The sequence below is a fragment of the Emcibacter sp. genome, from assembly GCF_048269205.1.
Taxonomy (GTDB): Bacteria; Pseudomonadota; Alphaproteobacteria; order Sphingomonadales; family Emcibacteraceae; genus Emcibacter.
The window spans coordinates 1,498,252-1,514,884 of sequence record NZ_JBLXJC010000001.1 but is presented as its reverse complement, the minus strand read 5'-3'; the positions used below and the strand labels follow the sequence as shown (position 1 = coordinate 1,514,884).

Sequence of the window (16,633 nt, the reverse complement as noted above, 5' to 3'; positions counted from 1 at the left end):
AAGGGAAAAATGGTTATCAGGTCTCCACTTAACCGGGTTCTGTTTTTCCCAATTGCTTTATTACTTGCACTTTCCGGTTTGCTATCGGAAAGTGCCTTTCCTCAATCCTCTCCTGCACATGGCAAAATCATCATCTTCAAAGGCTCCCTTGCAGAAGCAGTCCAGAGTGCACATGCTGTTGTGCTTGCCACGCCGATAACCAGACGCCCTCTATCTTCTGCGATTGACAAACCCGGGCATATCACTTTCGAAATACAGGACATCCTGAAAGGAACTGTAGACAACAAGATTGATATACTGATGCCTGGACAAACCATGGCCTTTCGTCCTGTACCGGGCAAAAGCTACCTTTTGTTTATTGCCGGCCGGGCAGGCAACGTCCATGCTTTGATGAACCATAGTCTGGAAGTCCCCCTGGCCTTTGAAATGAAAGTCGGTGCGCTGACCGACAGCAAACTTCCCCGCGGATGGGAAAATTTTTCGTTAAGTGATGTAAAGATCCTTATTCAAACCGCAGGGCATCAATCGGATTAAGACTGGCGGCCTTGTGAGCCGGATAATAGCCAAAGAATATACCGACCGCCGCAGCGGCACCGATGGCCAACAGGATCACCGATGGTCCGATGACGATGGGCCAGTTCCCGATCTGGCTGATGATCACTGTTGCCGTCACCCCGAACGCTATACCAATCAACCCGCCAATCAGGCATAGCGTGATACCTTCGACCAGGAACTGCTGGAGGATATCGCGCTTTCGGGCGCCGACACTGAGCCTGAGACCAATTTCCCGGGTTCTTTCCGTCACCGAGACAAGCATGATATTCATAATCCCGATTCCTCCGACAATCAGCGAAATAGCGGCGGTTGCAGCCAGCAACAAAGAAAGTGTGGTTTCCGTCGAAGTACGCGCCTTGACCATTTCCGACAGGTTATGAACCCCGAAGTTGTCAGCTTCACCAGCCTTGATCTTGCGGCGTTCCCGCAGAACTTCCTCTACCCGGGCCTTGGCCACATCAAGATTGACCCAGTCCTCCATTTTAATGGTGATGGAGGGTATCTGGTCAGGGACTGTTTCATTGCGTCCGGCAATACGTTTTCGAGCCGTGGAAATGGGAATGACAACAATATCATCCTGGTCCCGGCCAAAGGCATTCTGGCCCTTTTCCCTGAGAACGCCAATCACTGTAAAAGGCACTTTCTTGATTCTGATGCGCTGACCCAGGGGATCTTCTTCGCCAAACAATTCCTCGACAACAGTTTTACCAAGAACAGCTACCTTGGCAGCGGACCTGACTTCCTGTTCGGACATATTGCGGCCGCTATCCAGCTCCCAGTCCATGGTTTTCAGAAAACCGTCGTGCCCACCCTGGATTGAGGTCAGCCAGTTGATATTGCCATTGATCACAGGAGCAGACGTTGTAAGTGAACCGGTCATGGCATAAACACCTTCCACTTCTTTATGCAGGGTTTCAAAGTCCTTTTCGGAGAAGGGGGATTCGGAACCGGCGCCGGAACTCCTCCGTCCCATGAAACCCGCTCCGGGACGCACCATCAGGATATTTGTACCAAGGGAGTTGATTACGGCTTCCACCTGTTTCTGGGCACCGTTGGAGATGGAGACCATAACAATGACCGCGGCCACGCCAATAATAATGCCCAGCATGGTCAGGAAACTGCGCAACGCATTCAGCCGGAGCGCATTAAGCGCAATGATGATACTTGTGGTCAGCCTCATGGTGCCGCTCCTGAATTTGCGCTGTCGGAAATAATCCGCCCATCCCTGAAAACTAGCTGCCGGCGGGCATAATCGGCCACCTCCTGTTCATGGGTCACAATAATAACCGTAATGCCCTGGTTATTGAGTTCAGTAAAAAGATCCATAATGTCCCTGGACGTGCGGCTGTCCAGTGCGCCCGTGGGCTCGTCCGCCAGAATGATTTTGGGCCGGTTGGCAAGCGCGCGAGCAATGGCTACACGTTGTTGCTGTCCGCCGGAGAGCTGTGAAGGCATATGGCCGGCACGCTCTTTCAGGCCAACGAGGCGCAGGCATTCCAGCGCCCTGGCTGCCATATCCGGAGAGGGCATCGGCGAATAGAGCAGGGGCAGTTTGACATTCTCGAGCGCGGTGGCCCGAGGAAGAAGGTTAAACTGTTGAAAAACAAAGCCAATTCTTTCATTTCTGAGCCCTGCCAGTTCATCTGAACTCATGTCGGATACCTTTCGGCCATCGATATACAGTTCGCCGGAAGAGGGAACGTCCAGCATGCCCACCATATTCATAAAGGTCGACTTGCCCGAACCCGACGCCCCCATAATGGCCACATATTCACCTTCGCGGATTGTAGTCGTTACCCCGTCCAGGGCTTTGACAAGGGACTCCCCGAGCTGATAATGGCGATGCAGATCATTACAGGATATCAGCGGTTGGGTCGTGCTGCCGGTTTGCCCGTTCATCAGTTTTTCCTGACTATCTTATCCCGCAGAATGACATTGGCACCGGACGCAATTCCGGAAGGCGCCCGGATAATTTCCGTATAGTCATCATCACTCAGGCCGATCAGTACTCTATGACGCAGGAGGCGGCCGTCAGGTCCAACTGTATGTAATGTGCCGTCCCGTGGCCTTTCCCGACTGTTTCGCGCCTTTTCCATCAGGTCGAATTGTTCAGGCGTCAGAATCTCGCGGAATATATTGTTCATTCGCTGGCGCATGGCGTCCCGTTCTGCCGCACCGGGGGGCGGGCCAAACCCTCTCTCCCGATTGCCGGCAAACAGTTCCTTCATACGGGAAGAAATTTCTGTCTGCTGTTCGGCAGTAAGGTCGATGCCCTCCGGCATACGTGGACCGAACCGGCGCTCGTCGGGCCCTTCGGTACCGGGTTGTCCTGCGTCGGCCTCAGCCACGGTATCTTCGTTTCGAGGGACGTAGCGCAGAGCCTGGTTGCGCACCCGCAACACATCCTTGCGCTGGCCGGTTATGATATTCACATTAGCGGTCATACCGGGCAGGAGCTTCAGTTCCTCGTTCCGGGCGGAAATAATCACGGTATAGGTGACAACGCTCTGGGATTCCTCGGGCGCAAGGCGCACCTGTTTTACCCGTCCGGTGAAATTCATGTCGGGGAAGGCGTCCACGGTGAAAGTTGCCGCATTGCCCTCGCGGATATTGCCGATATCCGCTTCATCCACATCCGCCTCGATTTGCATTTCCCTGAGATCCCCGGCAATGGTGAACAAAACCGGCGTGGACATGCTGGCGGCTACGGTCTGGCCCACATTGACCACACGGTCAATCACCACACCATCAATGGGGGAAAGAATATCCGTGCGTTCCAGATCAAGCTGGCTCTGTTCAAGGTTTTCCCGGCTTTGCAACAGGCCGGCTTCCGCATTGCTGACCTGGGATTTGGCCACCAGCACAGCAGCCTCTGCGGTCCTGTATCCGGCTTCCCCATCATCATATGCGCTTTGGGAGACATTGCCTTTTTTCAACAGCTCCTTTTGCCGCCTGAATGAAAGGGAAGACTGGTGAAGTTTGGCCTGTTCCTGAACCAGGCTCGCCTTCGCCTTTTCGAGATTTGCTTCGGCCAGGGCCACATCGGCCTCGGACTGGCGCACCCGGGCGGCAAAGGAGCGGGGATCGATCTTGGCAATGATTTCTTCCTTGCTGACCTGTGAATTATAGTCCTTGTAGAGCGCAATGATCTGGCCGGACAGCTGCGAGCCCACATCCACCGATACCACCGGCTGGACAGTGCCTGACGTATAGATGCTGCGATTGATAGATCCCTGATCAAGGGGCTCTGTCACATAAGTTATATTTTCCGGGCCGGAAGAGGGGGACCAGACAAGGAAATACAGGCCTGCAAGGATTATCAGGCCTGTAATGACAAGGACGGTTTTATTTCGGATCAACAAGACAGCTTTCCCACCACAGGTTACAGAACATAACCATAATACGATAGCGGGTCGAAATTCCGACGTTAAATGATAACTTACCCCGGCCGGCAGAACGTTAGTTTGCGTTCAGCCTGTTCAGAAGTTTCTCCAGACTTTCAATCTGGTCGAAGGACAGCCGCTGGTCAAAAAAGCTGTCCAGGCGGCGGATAATGGAGGGGTAGTTCTTCTCGAACACCGCTTGCCCGGAAGGCGTCAGGTTGACATAGACCACCCGGCTCGACTTGTCGGAACGCTCGCGCTTGACCAGCGCCTTTTTTTCCAGTGAGGAGACAATATAGGTGGCGTTGGGCGGTGAAAAGAAGCAGGCCCGGGCCAGATCGCTCATGGACTGGGTGCCGCTTCTGCCAAGCGAAATGATCAGCGCCAGCTCGGAACTTTTCAGATTATAGTCCCCAGCCGTTTCACTAACCATTTTATAAAGCCGGTGCCGCAAACTCATGATACTCTGGGTCAGGCACAAAGCCTTTGACTCCTGCAGCGTAAGATCCCCGGTTTTTGTTCTGCTGTCTTTTTTTGTCATGGGTCTACCGGCCTCATTTACTTCAGCCGTTCCCTCGTTCGCCGGTTGATTTACCAGCCATTACAATCCCCAAAAAACCGCGCAAAATATATATGTGCACCTACATAGAGTCAAAGTTTTTATTTAAAATCAATAAGTTAAAATTTTAACTAAATTTTTCACATGCAGAAAAAGATCAACAAAATGGGGATGATAGGTGTTTTATGAAGAGATTGTTGTCGATCATAAAAATGCAACATAAGAGCGCAATTTGACGATTTTAGGGAAAAATGATGAAAAATCGCGCTCTTGTTTGATCTTCCTGTAACTCGTTACAGGGGGCATCATTTACCCGAGGCATAGCCTGGTGGGCAATAAAGTCGAGATCATCAATCAATAGACATCATCAAGACGGGACAGGTGGTTTTCAGGGACCTGGAATTCGGCGGGACAGGGCATCTGTGAGTGGTAGCAGAACAGTCTGGAGCATTTGATCCATTATTCGCATAATTTATATTATGGAAAATAATATATCGCCACTAGAATGCCAATAATGCTCAAACTCACGGCAATCTTTACAGCCAGCGCCTTGACCCACTTACCGGTCACTCGTTTATTATATGCCTCCATCGCTTGGCGTGCTTTGACAATCTTCTTCTCACCATAAACCTCGACACCGGCTTCCAGGATCGCGCGGAGTTCCGCTGCGGAAAGCTCCGTCAGTTCATCATCTTCCATCAATCAGGCTTCTCTCAGCACCTGGGCCGGGCGCGCCGACATGGCGAGCCAGATGCTCATCATGCCGCTGGCCAGTGTGAAGGCAATGCTCACTGAAATGGTCAGCGCTGGTATATCCGGTGCGAAATGCCAGGCCATATTCATGATGCCCGTGACAATGCCCCAGGCCGCGAGACTGCCGAGCCCGATGGCGACAAGGCCCGCAAGCAGCCCAAGAATGACAAATTCAAGCACGTAGGCTTTCAACACATCCTTCCGGGTCGCGCCCAGGATTTTAAGAACCGCCGCGTCATAGACCCGCCGTTTGTGCCCGGCGGCAATGGCGCCGGCCAGCACCAGTATCCCGGCCAGGATGGTGATCCCGGCCATCACATCCACGGCGGCGCCGATCTTGATCAGCATATCCTGCAGGGTGCTCAGCACCTCTTTCATACGGACAATGGAAACCTGCGGGAACTCCCGGGCAATGGCGCGGAAGGTTTCACTCTCCAGATCCGGCGCCACCTTGGCCGTGGCCACATAGGTAAAGGGCGCAGGTTTCAGCGTGTTCGGATCAAACATGACCACATAATTGATGCCATAGGTGCTCCAGTCCACCTCACGCAGGGAAACGATCTCGGCGGTGATGGAACGGCCCAGGACATTGACGGTGATCTTGTCACCGGTCGCCAGGGACATGGTATCGGCCATTTCCTGTGACACACTGACCTGTGGCGGGCCGCTGTAGCCTTCGGGCCACCATTCACCGGCGCTCAGCGGATTGTTTTCCGGCCGCTTGGCGGCAAAGGTCAGGCCCCGGTCACCTCGCAGCATCCAGCGGCCCTCAGGATCAATTTCCACTTCTTCCGCAGGAACGCCTTTCAGATGGGTAATGCGGCCGCGCAGATTGGGCACGCTTTCGACCTCGCTGACACCGTCAAGATTGCCCAGAAAGGACGTAAAGGCATCATGCTGGTTTTTCTGCACATCAATGAAGAAATAGGACGGCGCCTCCAGGCTCGCCCGGCCGTCGATTTCCCGGGTGATGTTATATTCGGTAAGCGCAATGGCGGTGAACAGGATCAAACCAAGCCCGAGCGACAGCACCACTGAAACGGTGGCGTTCCCGGGCCGGTGGATATTGCCGAGCGCAATGCGCAAGGCCGGGCTTTTTGGACGCGGCATACGCCGGGCCAGAATGCGGATCAGCCCCCCTGCTCCGTATAGCACCAGAAAGGCAAACAAAGTGCCGCCCAGGAAATAAACCGTAATCATACGATGTTCCGCCTGCCAGACGACAAGTCCCGCCAGCATAGCCAGAAGGCCGAGGATCAGGACCATGAAGCTTTTGGGATATTTCACCCGCTCCCCTTTATTCACCAGTTGGCGGAACAGGCGCGCTGCCGGGACATTCTGCGCCCGGCTCAATGGCCACAGGGTGAAGATCAGGGTGATCAGCAGGCTGTAAAGCCCGGCCAGAAGAATCGGCTTAAAATAAAAACCTGCTGCCAGCGGCACAGGCAGGAACCGTCCCAAAAGATCGCCAACCAGTACCGGCATGACCGCCCCGAGCAAAAGCCCTGCCGCTGTCGCCATCGCCGCCATCAGCAACACCTGGATCAAATAGATCTGCATGATCATGCCCGAGCGGGCACCGAGAATTTTGAAAGTTGCGATGGTGGCGGTCTTGCCGGACAGATAGGCGGTGACCGCATTGCTGACCCCTACCCCGCCGACCAGAAGCGCGGTCAGCCCGACAAGAGACAAAAACTGGCCGAGGCGGGTGACAAAGCGCCGGATTCCGGCCCCGCCATCACCCCGGTCCCGAAGACGCCAGTCCGCATCGGGGAACGCGGCTTTGAGGTCTTTTTTAAACTGTTTGATGCCGTTATCCTCGTCCAGCCTGAGCCGATAATAGTTGCGGATCAGGCTTCCGGGCCGGATCAGGCCGCTTGCCTCGAGCCCCGCATAGGACATGAGCGCTCCGGGGGCAAGCTGAAGGCCCTGGTTCGAACGATCGGGCTCATAAGTAACGATGGCGGAAACATGATAGACGGTCTCGCCCAGCTTCAATCTATCCCCTTTGCCCAGGTCAAGCCGGTTGGCCAGCGCCTCGGAAATCACAACGGCGGGATGGCCATCTTTCTCTGCGTACAGGTTTTCCGGGCCATCATCGTCAAGAAATTTCAGTGCTCCGACAAGGGGATAGAGCTCATCCACGGCCTTGAGCTCCACCAGCGAGCTGTCCTCTTTCCCCTCCACCAGATGGGCCATGGCCCTGAGGGTTGAAACCCGGGATATTGTCCCGTACGCTTCGAAAAAGGCTTTTTCATCTTGTGTCAGCTCCCGCTGCATCATGCTGACTTCGATATCACCCCCCAGAAACAGCCGCGCCTCCTGGCTCAGCCCTTCGGTAATATTGACGGTCACCGAGCCTACAGAAGCAATGATGGCGGTGCCAAGGAACAGGCAGGCGAGAAAAATACGAAAGCGCCTGATGCCGGATCTCAGCTCCCGGATGGCGAAGCGAAAGGCTGTGGCAAGACTGTCCATCTATTCGGCCGCCTTTCCATTTGCTGTGCCGGCCTCTTCGATCCGCTCGATCAGACCGTCCTGGATATAGAGAACCCGGTCGCATTTTCGGGCCAGTTCAGGATCGTGAGTAATCAGGATCATTGTGGTGCCCAGCTTTTCCCTGAGGGAAAAGATCAGCTCGATGACAGATTGACCTGTCCTGCCGTCAAGATTGCCGGTGGGTTCATCGGCAAACAGGATTTCCGGTCGCGGAGCCACGGCCCGGGCAATGGCGACACGCTGCTGTTCGCCGCCGGACATCTGGGCCGGATAATGATCCAGGCGATGACCAAGCCCCACATCCCTGAGGCTTTGCTCGGCAATTTCAAAAGCATCCCGGCGGCCGGCGAGCTCAAGCGGTACGGCGACATTCTCCAGCGCCGTCATGGTTGGAATGAGATGAAAGGCCTGCAGGACAATGCCGATATGATCCCGGCGGAACAGGGCCATGTCGTCTTCGTTCAGGTTGTCAATGCGCTCCCCGGCTATGGTAATCTGACCGCGGGAGACCTTTTCCAGGCCGGTCATGACAGACATGAGGCTGGACTTACCTGATCCGGATGGCCCCAGAATGGCGATGGCCATACCCGTCTCAATAGTGAGGTCAATACCACGCAGGATGTTGACATCATGGCCCTCGCCCTTAAATTCAAGATGTATGTTTTCGAGTTCAACGATATTTTTGACAGTCATCTCTTTTTTACTTTCGTTGGGCGGCCGTGACCTAAAGGATATAATATAATGTACGCAGGCGCAGTTAAAACCCGGTTACGCAAAATATTCTCCTTCGGCAATGCCCTGGCGGTAACTATTGCTTTTTTTACGATGAGCAGCGCCCCTGCCCTTTCTTTCGCCCAATCCAGTGAGAAAACCATCCTGGCCATTGGCGACAGCCTGACGGCAGGATACGGTCTGCCACCGGGTGAAGGCTATCCGGAACAGCTGGCAAAAGCCCTTGAGAGCAAGGGGGAAAGTATCAACATGGTCAATGCCGGTGTGTCCGGCGATACCTCGTCCGGTGGTCTGGCCCGGCTGGAATGGGTTCTGGACAGTATTGACGGCGGCGGCCCGGATCTGGTGATTCTGGAGTTCGGGGCCAATGACGCCCTGCGCGGCATTGATCCGGCTATCACGCGGGAAAATCTGGACCGGATGCTGGCCATTCTCCGGGCAAGGAAGATTCCCATCCTTTTTGCCGGAATGATTGCGCCACCGAACATGGGGCCGGACTATGCGAACAAATTTAATCTCATTTATCCCCAGTTGGCGGAAAAGTACGACGTCGAGTTTTATCCCTTTTTCCTGAATGGCGTGGCTGGCGAACTGCATCTGAACCAGTCGGACGGCATGCACCCTAACACAAAGGGAGTTCAGGAAATTGTGAAAGGGATTCTTCCGCATATCCAGCCGTTACTCAACTAAATCTTGTCCCGAAAGTACCGTTTGCCGCAGCTCAATACCTCTTTATCGCACGCATTTTCGTTTACCGCAAATGGAGCCGGGTTCATCGCATATGGGTTTCCGGTGAGGTGCTCATTTGGTTAAATGATCCTACCACACAGCATACCGTAGGAGACAACGAATGACACACAAACCTGGAGTTACCACACTCGCCTCCATTATCGCCCTGGGCGGTGCCTTTGCCGTTCCGGTTTACGCAGACAGCATTGAACACAGCAGCAACATCCAATCAGTCGAATATGCCAATGTCGGGAAGGTCGAAGCAAAAAAACTGGTGAAAAAGTTCCTGAAGGAAAAGGGGCATACCTCTCTTCGTCCGGGGGAAGTACAGAAAATCAGCGTCGTCGCCGGATTTGACGATGAAAATAATGAAAAAATCTATCGCGAAAAATGGAAAGTGGATGTCCGCTCCCTGAACAGGGCGCAGGTGGGCACCCTTTACGTAGATACAGAGACAGGTGAAATTACTACTAAACGGTAATACCCCTACTACCCCTCGATCTGTCTCTGTGGAGCAAGCCTGTCCCCTCGGGCTTGCTCCATTTTTTTATCTTTTCATTTAAAAACCGGCGCACCTGGGATAGTCTGAGCTCAATCCAGGGAGCACTATCAAATGAAATTACGTTTTGATCATTACGGGGAGGCCGGTTTCCCTCTGATTATCCTGCATGGCCTGTTCGGTTCCGCCTCCAATTTCCGGAGCCTCGCCAAGCTTTACGGCGAAAAATATTCAGTATACTGCCTCGATCTTCGCAATCACGGGGAAAGCCCCCATGACGACGATACGTCATACGGTGCAATGGCTATGGACGTGATCGAGTTTATGGATGATCATAATTTGCCAGCAGCCTACATTATCGGTCATTCCATGGGGGGTAAAGTGGCCATGCAGATGGCCCTGAACTATCCTGACAGGATCGAAAAGCTGATTGTCGGCGATATTGCCCCGGTGACCTACCCGCCGAACCATGTGACTGTGTTTGATGGCCTGAATGCCATTGATCTGAAGGAAATAACCTCCCGCGGCGATGCGGAAAATGTGCTTAAAGAATATATTTCAGAACCGGGCGTGCGGCTTTTCCTGCTGAGCAACCTTGCCCGTAAAAAGGACCAGGGATTTTACTGGCGCATGAACCTGCCGGTTCTGGACGCACACTATACGGACATAGCGGCCGCCCCCGCTGGCGTCCCCTATGAAAAAGAGACGCTTTTCATCCGGGGTGAACATTCCGAATATATTCCCGAGAGCTTTTATCCTGCGATCCATGAACTCTTTCCCCAGGCCCGGATTGAAACACTTGAGGGTGCGGGACATTGGCTGCATGCGGAAAAACCGCAGGAATTTACAAAACTGGTTATGGATTTTCTGGAGGAGTGAAATATGAGGATCGGCATCATCGGCGCAGGCGGCATGGGAGGATTCCTGGGGGTAAAACTGGCCAGCGCCGGACATGATATCTTTTTTGTTGCTCGGGGTAAGCACCTTGAAGCCATGAAAAAAAAAGGCCTGACCCTGAAAATGGAGGAAGGCGATGAAACCACCCGTGACTTTACGACCGCCGAGAGTCCTGAAAATTTCGGCCAGATGGACCTGATAATTTTTGCCGTCAAACTTTATGATACCCTGGATGCGGCAAAGCTTTGCCTGCCCATGATGGGGCCGGAGACCGTGATCCTGACCCTGCAAAACGGCGTGGAAAGCGTCGATCTGATTTCGGAAGTGGTCGGAGCGGGGCACACCATTGCCGGTTCGATCTATGTTTCTGCCAACATCGAGGAGCCCGGCGTAATCCGTCATAATGGCGGCGCTAACATGATGATGTATGCGGGCCCGAACGGCTTTGACGAAGCCCGCTACGAAAAAGTTGCAGCTATCATCCGGGATACCGGAATGGCGGGAGACCGCCATGCTGACATGATGGTCATGTTGTGGGAGAAATTTGTGCTTCTGGCGGCAAATGCCGGTCTGGGCGCCATGACAGGACTGGATGCGGGCGCCCTCTGCAGTGATCCCGACAGCCGTCCCTTGTTCGAAATGGCCCTGACAGAAGCGGAAGCCGTGGCCAATGCCTCCGGCGTGGCCCTCCAGGAAGGACTTGTATCCATGTTCATGGAGCGCATAGACGCTCTCAAAGATCAGAAACTTCTGGCTTCTCAGGCTTATGCCAAACTGCATGGCAACAAGCTTGAGGTGGAATGGATACAGGGCACCATCCACAGGCTGGGACAGAAATATGGCGTGCCGACACCGGTACATTCGCTGTGCTATGTGTGCCTGAAACCCTTTGCCGATGGCGCTCAATAGGGATTGCGGGCTGTCCGCACGGTTTCCGTAATGATGTCGGCTGAAAAATCCACTTCTGCCTCTGTTGTCATGCGGCCAAAACCGATGCGTACGCTGCAATCGATTTGCTTGCGAGCAAGGCCAAGTGCTGTCAGGACATGGGACGGCTGTGGCTTCGCGGTTGAACAGGCGGATCCGGTGGACAGGGCAATATCCCGTATGCCGGAAACCAGAAGATCGCTTTTCACGCCTTCAAAAGTGAGGTTTAGGTTAGCGGGCAAGCGCTTTTCGGCTGAACCGTTGAGTGTCACTCCCTCAAGCTGAGCCTGAATCTTTTCGAAAAACCGCTTAGACAACATCTCTGTATGTTTACGGTCCTGGTCCATTTCCCGTTGCGCGATGGCACAGGCGGCGCCAAATCCGGCGCAGAGTGCCGGCGCCAGCGTTCCGGACCTGAGTCCCCTCTCCTGACCGCCGCCACTCATCAGTGAAACCGGCCGGGTTTTCAGGCTGTTGCTCACATAAAGAGCGCCAATTCCCTTTGGACCATAAAGCTTGTGGCCGGAAATACTCATCAGGTCGATCGGCATTTCCTTCATACTCAGGGGGATCTTGCCCACTCCCTGTGCCGCGTCGGTATGGAAGAGCACTCCCTTTTCCCGGCACAGGCGGCCAATGGCCGCAATATCCTGAATAACCCCGATCTCGTTGTTTACCGTCATCACTGATACCAGTCCGGTTTTATCGCTAATGCTTTCTGCCAGAAGATCAATATCCAGCAGCCCGTCAGGCTTTACCGGCAGCACGGTAACTTCAAGGCCGCTTTGCTCCAGTGAGCGGCAACTTTCCAGGACGCAACCGTGTTCGGTAGCAACGGTGATAATATGGTTTTTATCCGGATACAGGGCATAGGCCGTGCCCTTTATGGCCAGGTTATTGGACTCTGTTGCGCCGGACGTGAATATGATTTCGTCATCATCTGCCCCGATCAACCCGGCGATTTCGCTCCGCGCCTTTTCGACACCAGCCTCGGCCTCCCAGCCAAAACTGTGATTGATGGAATGGGGATTGCCGAATTTTGTGGTGAGATAAGGCATCATGGCCTCGAGTGCCCTGTCATCCAGCGGTGTTGTCGCCTGGTAATCGAGATATATGGGCAGGTTCGGCCGGGTCATGCGCTGTGTTTCCTGTCATAAAGTTTACACCAGGCTTTTATGAACCGCTCGACATCCTCTTCACAGCTGTTCCAGCCGAGACTGACGCGAATGGTGGAAGTGGCTTCCTGTTTGCTTGCTCCCATGGCTGTGATAACATGGGAGGCCTTGACCTTGCCGGAAGAACAGGCGGAACCAGCGCTCACACAAATACCCTCCAGATCCATAGCCATGACCTGTGTCTCGCTGGAAACTTCAGGCATCAGGATGCTGGTGACATTGGACAGGCGCTGGCTTTTAGCCCCGAAGAAACGCACCGTATTGGTATGCCGGGCAAGTTCCAGTTCAATCCGGTCACGCCATTCTCTGACCTGATCCATAAACTGCAGGGACTTTGGAACCATCCCGGCAGCAATGCCAAATCCGGCGATACCGGGCAGATTTTCCGTTCCGGAACGCCGCCCGAGCTCCTGTCCGCCGCCCCGGATCAGAGGCTCCACATCAATTTTTTCCCAAGCCACGAAGGCTCCAGTCCCTTGTGGACCGCCGATCTTGTGCGCCGACAGACTCATCATGTCCACGCCGAGCGCGCGGAAGTCCAGCGGAATTTTCCCGAAAGCCTGGACCGCATCGGTATGCATCAGGGCATTATATTCATGAGCCAGAGATGACAGCGAAACAATATCCTGGATCACGCCGGTCTCATTGTTGGCCAGCATGACTGAAACTACCGTTTTCAGGTCACTTGCTTTCAGATGTTTTTCCAGTTCGCTCTCATCAACGAGACCGGTTGCCCTGACCGGCAGTATGATGATCTCTCCGGGAAAGTGACGTGCTACATCAAGGATGGAATCATGTTCTGTTGCCGCTACAATCAGGCGCTCGGCCCGGATACATCTGAGCGCAATATTGTTGGCCTCGGTGCCGCCGCTTGTGAAGGTAATCATCTGCGGGCGGCAGTTGATCATGTCGGCAATGGTCGATCGGGATTTTTCCAGAACCGCCTTTGTCTTGCGGCCAAGACTGTGAACGGAAGAGGCATTTCCGCCAGCCGACAACACCCGGCCCATTTCGTCTATGACTTCGGGCCGGACTGGCACTGTGGCGTTATAGTCCAGATAGGCAGCTGGTCTGGTCAATGGAAATACCCTGTTCCCCGTCCGGGCCGTTAATTATTCACTTAACTATTCACTGGCCGGAAGTTTTTTGTCTCTGGATTTTTTTTTGCCCCGGGCCAGCAGACTGTTTTCGGTTTCAAGCTCGGCCACTTCCTTCTCCAGTTCCTCGATCCGCGACCGAAGCCCGCAAACCATGTCGAACATGCCTTCAAGTGAGCGCGCGATGGGGTCAGGAATATCATCCGTCGGCATGCCATAGGCACAGAAGTCCTCGATCTTTCTGCTTTCCGGCGGCTGAACCACCTTGGCCGGGATGCCAACCACGGATGTATTCTCGGGTACCGGCTTGACCACAACAGCATTGGAGCCGACACGACTGCCCCGGCCCAGAATAATCGGGCCAAGCACCTTCGCACCGGCACCTACAATCACACCTTCTTCCAGGGTGGGGTGGCGTTTGCCCTTCTCCAATGATGTCCCGCCGAGCGTAACACCCTGATAAAGGGTACAGTTGTCACCGACTTCGGCGGTTTCCCCGATCACCACACCCATGCCGTGATCGATGAACACGCCTTTACCGATTTTCGCGCCGGGATGAATTTCTATGCCGGTAAATACACGGCCGATATGGGAGAGGATGCGCCCCAGGGTATGGAAGCCCGAATTCCAGCACCAGTGAGCCCAACGGTAAAAAATAAGAGAATGAATGCCCGGATAGGCAAAGAAGGCCTCGAACCGTGACCTGGCGGCTGGATCTCGTTCCATTGCGACGGAGATGTCGTGGCGAATATTGTCAAACATGGTTTTCTGCCAAATCTCAGCTTGCCCTTTTGACCCGCTTTTATGCTATAACAGCACGGAATCGGTGAGACCAGCCTGTTTAAACTGCTAACATATTAATTCATATAGGCGCGGCAATCAATTACGTCAAGGTATTGCCATAGGGGCGGGTCGTCACAATATATTGGGAATTCCATTGCTTTTGCACTTATAGAGGTAAGACAAACTAAAGATGCCTGAAGTTATTTTTAATGGCCCCGAGGGCCGCCTGGAAGGGCGTTATCACCCGGGCAAAGGCGAAAATGCCCCCATTGCCCTGATCCTGCATTCCGATCCGCAATATGGCGGAAACATGAACAATAAAATCTGCTACTATCAGTACCATTCCTTTGCCCGGCGCGGATTTGCCGTACTGCGGTTTAATTTCCGCGGTGTCGGGCGCAGCCAGGGTGAGTTTGACAGTGGCGTAGGTGAACTGAGTGATGCTGCGGCCGCTCTTGACTGGCTACAATCTTTTAACCGGGATGCAGCAAGCTGCTGGATTGCCGGCTTCTCATTCGGTGCCTGGATCGGCATGCAGCTTCTGATGCGCCGTCCGGAAATCGAGGGCTTCCTGTCGGTCTCCCCGCCAGCGAACCTGTATGATTTCAGTTTCCTTGCGCCCTGCCCGTCTTCCGGACTGATTATGCAGGGGACGGCTGACACGGTGGTATCGGAGCCCGCCGTGCAGAAACTTGTGGACAAACTACAGAGCCAGAAAGGCATTACTATCGATTATGAAAAAATCGACAATGCCGATCATTTCTATGAAAGCCATCACGAACCTCTGGTGCGCAGGATAGACGAATATCTGACCAAACGGCTTGGTTACTGATCAGCGATCAGAAGGTAGATGAATAACACCCCCCGGCATGGGCTGGCTGATGCCGGTTGTGCCGGGAAAAGTTATGGGCAGACCCCTTAGCCGACGAACAGCCAGAAAGGCAAAAGCCTCGGCCTCAATAAAATCGCCGTGCCAGCCAATAGATTCCACAGGCGAAATCAGGGCTGGCATTCTTTTTTCCAGTTCTGCCATCAGCACGGGATTGTGACGCCCCCCGCCACAGATAAAGCAGCTTTCCGGCTGTTCGGGAAAAAGTTTCATGGTTTCGGCAATGGTATGGGCGGTAAAAGCCGTCAGGGTTGCCGCTCCGTCCTCCAGTGAAAGCCCGTCCAGGCCCGGCGTTTCAAAACTGTTGCGGTCAAGAGACTTAGGCGGGGACAGTTTGAAATACGCGTCATCCATCCATTTATCAATCAGCTCTTCGTGGACAATGCCCTGACGAGCATGGTTGCCATCCCGGTCGCAATCCTCGCCTGTATGATTCCTGACCCAGTCGTTGATTAGAGCATTGCCGGGACCGGCATCGCAGGACCTCAGGTCTTCGGGGGCTCTGCTTGAGGCCACCCAGGTAACATTGGAAACACCGCCAATATTAATGATGGCAAGGACCGCATTGCCGGCGCGGTTTGCCAGATGAGAAAGGTGATAAACCGGAACAAGCGGTGCGCCCTGCCCGCCGGCAGCCACATCCCGGCTTCTGAACTCATTGACCACGGGAATCTGCAGACTATCCGCGAGCATCTGACCATCACCTATCTGCCAGGTCCACCCCTCTTCCGGCCGGTGCAGCAGAGTCTGGCCATGAAAGCCGACGACCTCGACTTCACGGACCTTTACTCCATTGTTGCTCAGGAGATCCCGAACAGCTGATATATGATGTTCGGTCAGTATCTCTTCCAGCCGGTTGATTTTGGCATCGTCGGAAACCGGCTTTCCATGCAGGCGCGCCAGAGCCAGACCTTCAAGCAAAAGGTTCTGTATTTCCTGGCTGTAGGGGATGTGAACCGGATGTCCCTGTGGTTCTGCAATTATGCCATCTGTCAGCAATAAAGACGCATCGACACCATCAAGCGAGGTACCGCTCATCAGGCCTACGGCAAGTATTTTTTGCTCGGAAAGCTGTTTTTCCATGAAGTTTCCGTTTATATATTTTGTCAACCTATGCTACATGATGCGCCTGAAATCATACAAGAATATAATTGCG

The 16,633-nt window shown here is 53.9% G+C and carries 17 protein-coding genes; 6 read left to right on the top strand and 11 right to left on the bottom strand.

What is annotated here, in order from left to right:
* Positions 1–9 precede the first annotated feature (9 nt).
* Positions 10–534, top strand: a complete 525-nt coding sequence (locus ACN0YD_RS07075) for a hypothetical protein (RefSeq protein ID WP_417318197.1) — start codon at positions 10–12, stop codon at positions 532–534.
* Here the strand turns inward: ACN0YD_RS07075 and ACN0YD_RS07070 are convergent.
* The 7 genes from ACN0YD_RS07070 to ACN0YD_RS07040 form a co-directional block, all read right to left on the bottom strand.
* Positions 503–1,735 (bottom strand): ABC transporter permease, encoded by a 1,233-nt coding sequence (locus ACN0YD_RS07070; RefSeq protein ID WP_417318195.1) that lies wholly within the window; start codon positions 1,733–1,735, stop codon positions 503–505. The genes ACN0YD_RS07075 and ACN0YD_RS07070 overlap by 32 nt on opposite strands.
* Positions 1,732–2,454, bottom strand: a complete 723-nt coding sequence (locus ACN0YD_RS07065; RefSeq protein WP_417318193.1) for an ABC transporter ATP-binding protein — start codon at positions 2,452–2,454, stop codon at positions 1,732–1,734. The genes ACN0YD_RS07070 and ACN0YD_RS07065 overlap by 4 nt, the downstream gene beginning before the upstream one ends.
* A complete protein-coding gene (locus ACN0YD_RS07060) occupies positions 2,454–3,917 on the bottom strand; it encodes an efflux RND transporter periplasmic adaptor subunit (protein WP_417318191.1) in 1,464 nt (487 codons plus the stop codon). The genes ACN0YD_RS07065 and ACN0YD_RS07060 overlap by 1 nt, the downstream gene beginning before the upstream one ends.
* Positions 3,918–4,014: 97 nt before the next feature.
* A complete protein-coding gene (locus ACN0YD_RS07055; protein ID WP_417318190.1) occupies positions 4,015–4,479 on the bottom strand; it encodes a MarR family winged helix-turn-helix transcriptional regulator in 465 nt (154 codons plus the stop codon).
* Between the two features lie 495 nt (positions 4,480–4,974).
* Complete coding sequence (locus ACN0YD_RS07050) at positions 4,975–5,196, bottom strand: hypothetical protein (RefSeq protein WP_417318188.1); 222 nt, start codon at positions 5,194–5,196, stop codon at positions 4,975–4,977.
* A gap of 3 nt (positions 5,197–5,199) precedes the next feature.
* Positions 5,200–7,728, bottom strand: a complete 2,529-nt coding sequence (locus ACN0YD_RS07045; protein ID WP_417318186.1) for an ABC transporter permease — start codon at positions 7,726–7,728, stop codon at positions 5,200–5,202.
* Complete coding sequence (locus ACN0YD_RS07040; RefSeq protein ID WP_417318185.1) at positions 7,729–8,442, bottom strand: ABC transporter ATP-binding protein; 714 nt, start codon at positions 8,440–8,442, stop codon at positions 7,729–7,731. It abuts the gene before it with no gap.
* Between the two features lie 48 nt (positions 8,443–8,490).
* Here ACN0YD_RS07040 and ACN0YD_RS07035 point away from each other — a divergent pair, with 48 nt between their 5' ends.
* The 4 genes from ACN0YD_RS07035 (at position 8,491) to ACN0YD_RS07020 (ending at position 11,515) form a co-directional block, all read left to right on the top strand.
* Positions 8,491–9,171 carry an arylesterase gene (locus ACN0YD_RS07035; protein WP_417318183.1) on the top strand — a complete coding sequence of 227 codons (681 nt, stop codon included), beginning with the start codon at positions 8,491–8,493 and terminating at the stop codon, positions 9,169–9,171.
* Between the two features lie 160 nt (positions 9,172–9,331).
* Positions 9,332–9,691 carry a hypothetical protein gene (locus ACN0YD_RS07030; protein ID WP_417318181.1) on the top strand — a complete coding sequence of 120 codons (360 nt, stop codon included), beginning with the start codon at positions 9,332–9,334 and terminating at the stop codon, positions 9,689–9,691.
* A gap of 132 nt (positions 9,692–9,823) precedes the next feature.
* Positions 9,824–10,588 carry an alpha/beta fold hydrolase gene (locus ACN0YD_RS07025; protein WP_417318179.1) on the top strand — a complete coding sequence of 255 codons (765 nt, stop codon included), beginning with the start codon at positions 9,824–9,826 and terminating at the stop codon, positions 10,586–10,588.
* A gap of 3 nt (positions 10,589–10,591) precedes the next feature.
* Positions 10,592–11,515 carry a ketopantoate reductase family protein gene (locus tag ACN0YD_RS07020; protein WP_417318177.1) on the top strand — a complete coding sequence of 308 codons (924 nt, stop codon included), beginning with the start codon at positions 10,592–10,594 and terminating at the stop codon, positions 11,513–11,515.
* Here ACN0YD_RS07020 and ACN0YD_RS07015 read toward each other — a convergent pair.
* The 3 genes from ACN0YD_RS07015 to cysE are packed head-to-tail and all read right to left on the bottom strand — an operon-like array spanning position 11,509 to position 14,567.
* On the bottom strand, positions 11,509–12,669 hold the full coding sequence (locus ACN0YD_RS07015; protein WP_417318175.1) for a cysteine desulfurase family protein: 1,161 nt from the start codon (positions 12,667–12,669) through the stop codon (positions 11,509–11,511). The genes ACN0YD_RS07020 and ACN0YD_RS07015 overlap by 7 nt on opposite strands.
* A complete protein-coding gene (locus ACN0YD_RS07010) occupies positions 12,666–13,787 on the bottom strand; it encodes a cysteine desulfurase family protein (protein WP_417318174.1) in 1,122 nt (373 codons plus the stop codon). Before ACN0YD_RS07010 ends, ACN0YD_RS07015 begins: the two co-directional genes overlap by 4 nt.
* A gap of 45 nt (positions 13,788–13,832) precedes the next feature.
* On the bottom strand, positions 13,833–14,567 hold the full coding sequence (gene cysE / locus ACN0YD_RS07005; protein WP_417318172.1) for a serine O-acetyltransferase: 735 nt from the start codon (positions 14,565–14,567) through the stop codon (positions 13,833–13,835).
* Positions 14,568–14,778: 211 nt separating this feature from the next.
* Here cysE and ACN0YD_RS07000 point away from each other — a divergent pair, with 211 nt between their 5' ends.
* The gene (locus tag ACN0YD_RS07000) at positions 14,779–15,420 is read left to right on the top strand and encodes an alpha/beta hydrolase (RefSeq protein WP_417318170.1); all 642 of its coding nucleotides are present in this window, start codon (positions 14,779–14,781) and stop codon (positions 15,418–15,420) included.
* Here the strand turns inward: ACN0YD_RS07000 and ACN0YD_RS06995 are convergent, their stop codons facing one another.
* Positions 15,421–16,560, bottom strand: a complete 1,140-nt coding sequence (locus tag ACN0YD_RS06995) for an anhydro-N-acetylmuramic acid kinase (RefSeq protein ID WP_417318168.1) — start codon at positions 16,558–16,560, stop codon at positions 15,421–15,423.
* Between the last annotated feature and the right edge of the window lie 73 nt (positions 16,561–16,633).

What these genes read in the sequence shown, in the direction of transcription:
- ACN0YD_RS07075 (WP_417318197.1), top strand. Translation starts at nt 10, where the DNA reads ATGGTTATCAGGTCTCCACTTAACCGGGTTCTGTTTTTCCCAATTGCT.
- ACN0YD_RS07070 (WP_417318195.1), bottom strand. Translation starts at nt 1,735, where the DNA reads ATGAGGCTGACCACAAGTATCATCATTGCGCTTAATGCGCTCCGGCTG.
- ACN0YD_RS07065 (WP_417318193.1), bottom strand. Translation starts at nt 2,454, where the DNA reads ATGAACGGGCAAACCGGCAGCACGACCCAACCGCTGATATCCTGTAAT.
- ACN0YD_RS07055 (WP_417318190.1), bottom strand. Translation starts at nt 4,479, where the DNA reads ATGACAAAAAAAGACAGCAGAACAAAAACCGGGGATCTTACGCTGCAG.
- ACN0YD_RS07050 (WP_417318188.1), bottom strand. Translation starts at nt 5,196, where the DNA reads ATGGAAGATGATGAACTGACGGAGCTTTCCGCAGCGGAACTCCGCGCG.
- ACN0YD_RS07045 (WP_417318186.1), bottom strand. Translation starts at nt 7,728, where the DNA reads ATGGACAGTCTTGCCACAGCCTTTCGCTTCGCCATCCGGGAGCTGAGA.
- ACN0YD_RS07040 (WP_417318185.1), bottom strand. Translation starts at nt 8,442, where the DNA reads ATGACTGTCAAAAATATCGTTGAACTCGAAAACATACATCTTGAATTT.
- ACN0YD_RS07035 (WP_417318183.1), top strand. Translation starts at nt 8,491, where the DNA reads ATGTACGCAGGCGCAGTTAAAACCCGGTTACGCAAAATATTCTCCTTC.
- ACN0YD_RS07030 (WP_417318181.1), top strand. Translation starts at nt 9,332, where the DNA reads ATGACACACAAACCTGGAGTTACCACACTCGCCTCCATTATCGCCCTG.
- ACN0YD_RS07025 (WP_417318179.1), top strand. Translation starts at nt 9,824, where the DNA reads ATGAAATTACGTTTTGATCATTACGGGGAGGCCGGTTTCCCTCTGATT.
- ACN0YD_RS07020 (WP_417318177.1), top strand. Translation starts at nt 10,592, where the DNA reads ATGAGGATCGGCATCATCGGCGCAGGCGGCATGGGAGGATTCCTGGGG.
- ACN0YD_RS07015 (WP_417318175.1), bottom strand. Translation starts at nt 12,669, where the DNA reads ATGACCCGGCCGAACCTGCCCATATATCTCGATTACCAGGCGACAACA.
- cysE (WP_417318172.1), bottom strand. Translation starts at nt 14,567, where the DNA reads ATGTTTGACAATATTCGCCACGACATCTCCGTCGCAATGGAACGAGAT.
- ACN0YD_RS07000 (WP_417318170.1), top strand. Translation starts at nt 14,779, where the DNA reads ATGCCTGAAGTTATTTTTAATGGCCCCGAGGGCCGCCTGGAAGGGCGT.
- ACN0YD_RS06995 (WP_417318168.1), bottom strand. Translation starts at nt 16,560, where the DNA reads ATGGAAAAACAGCTTTCCGAGCAAAAAATACTTGCCGTAGGCCTGATG.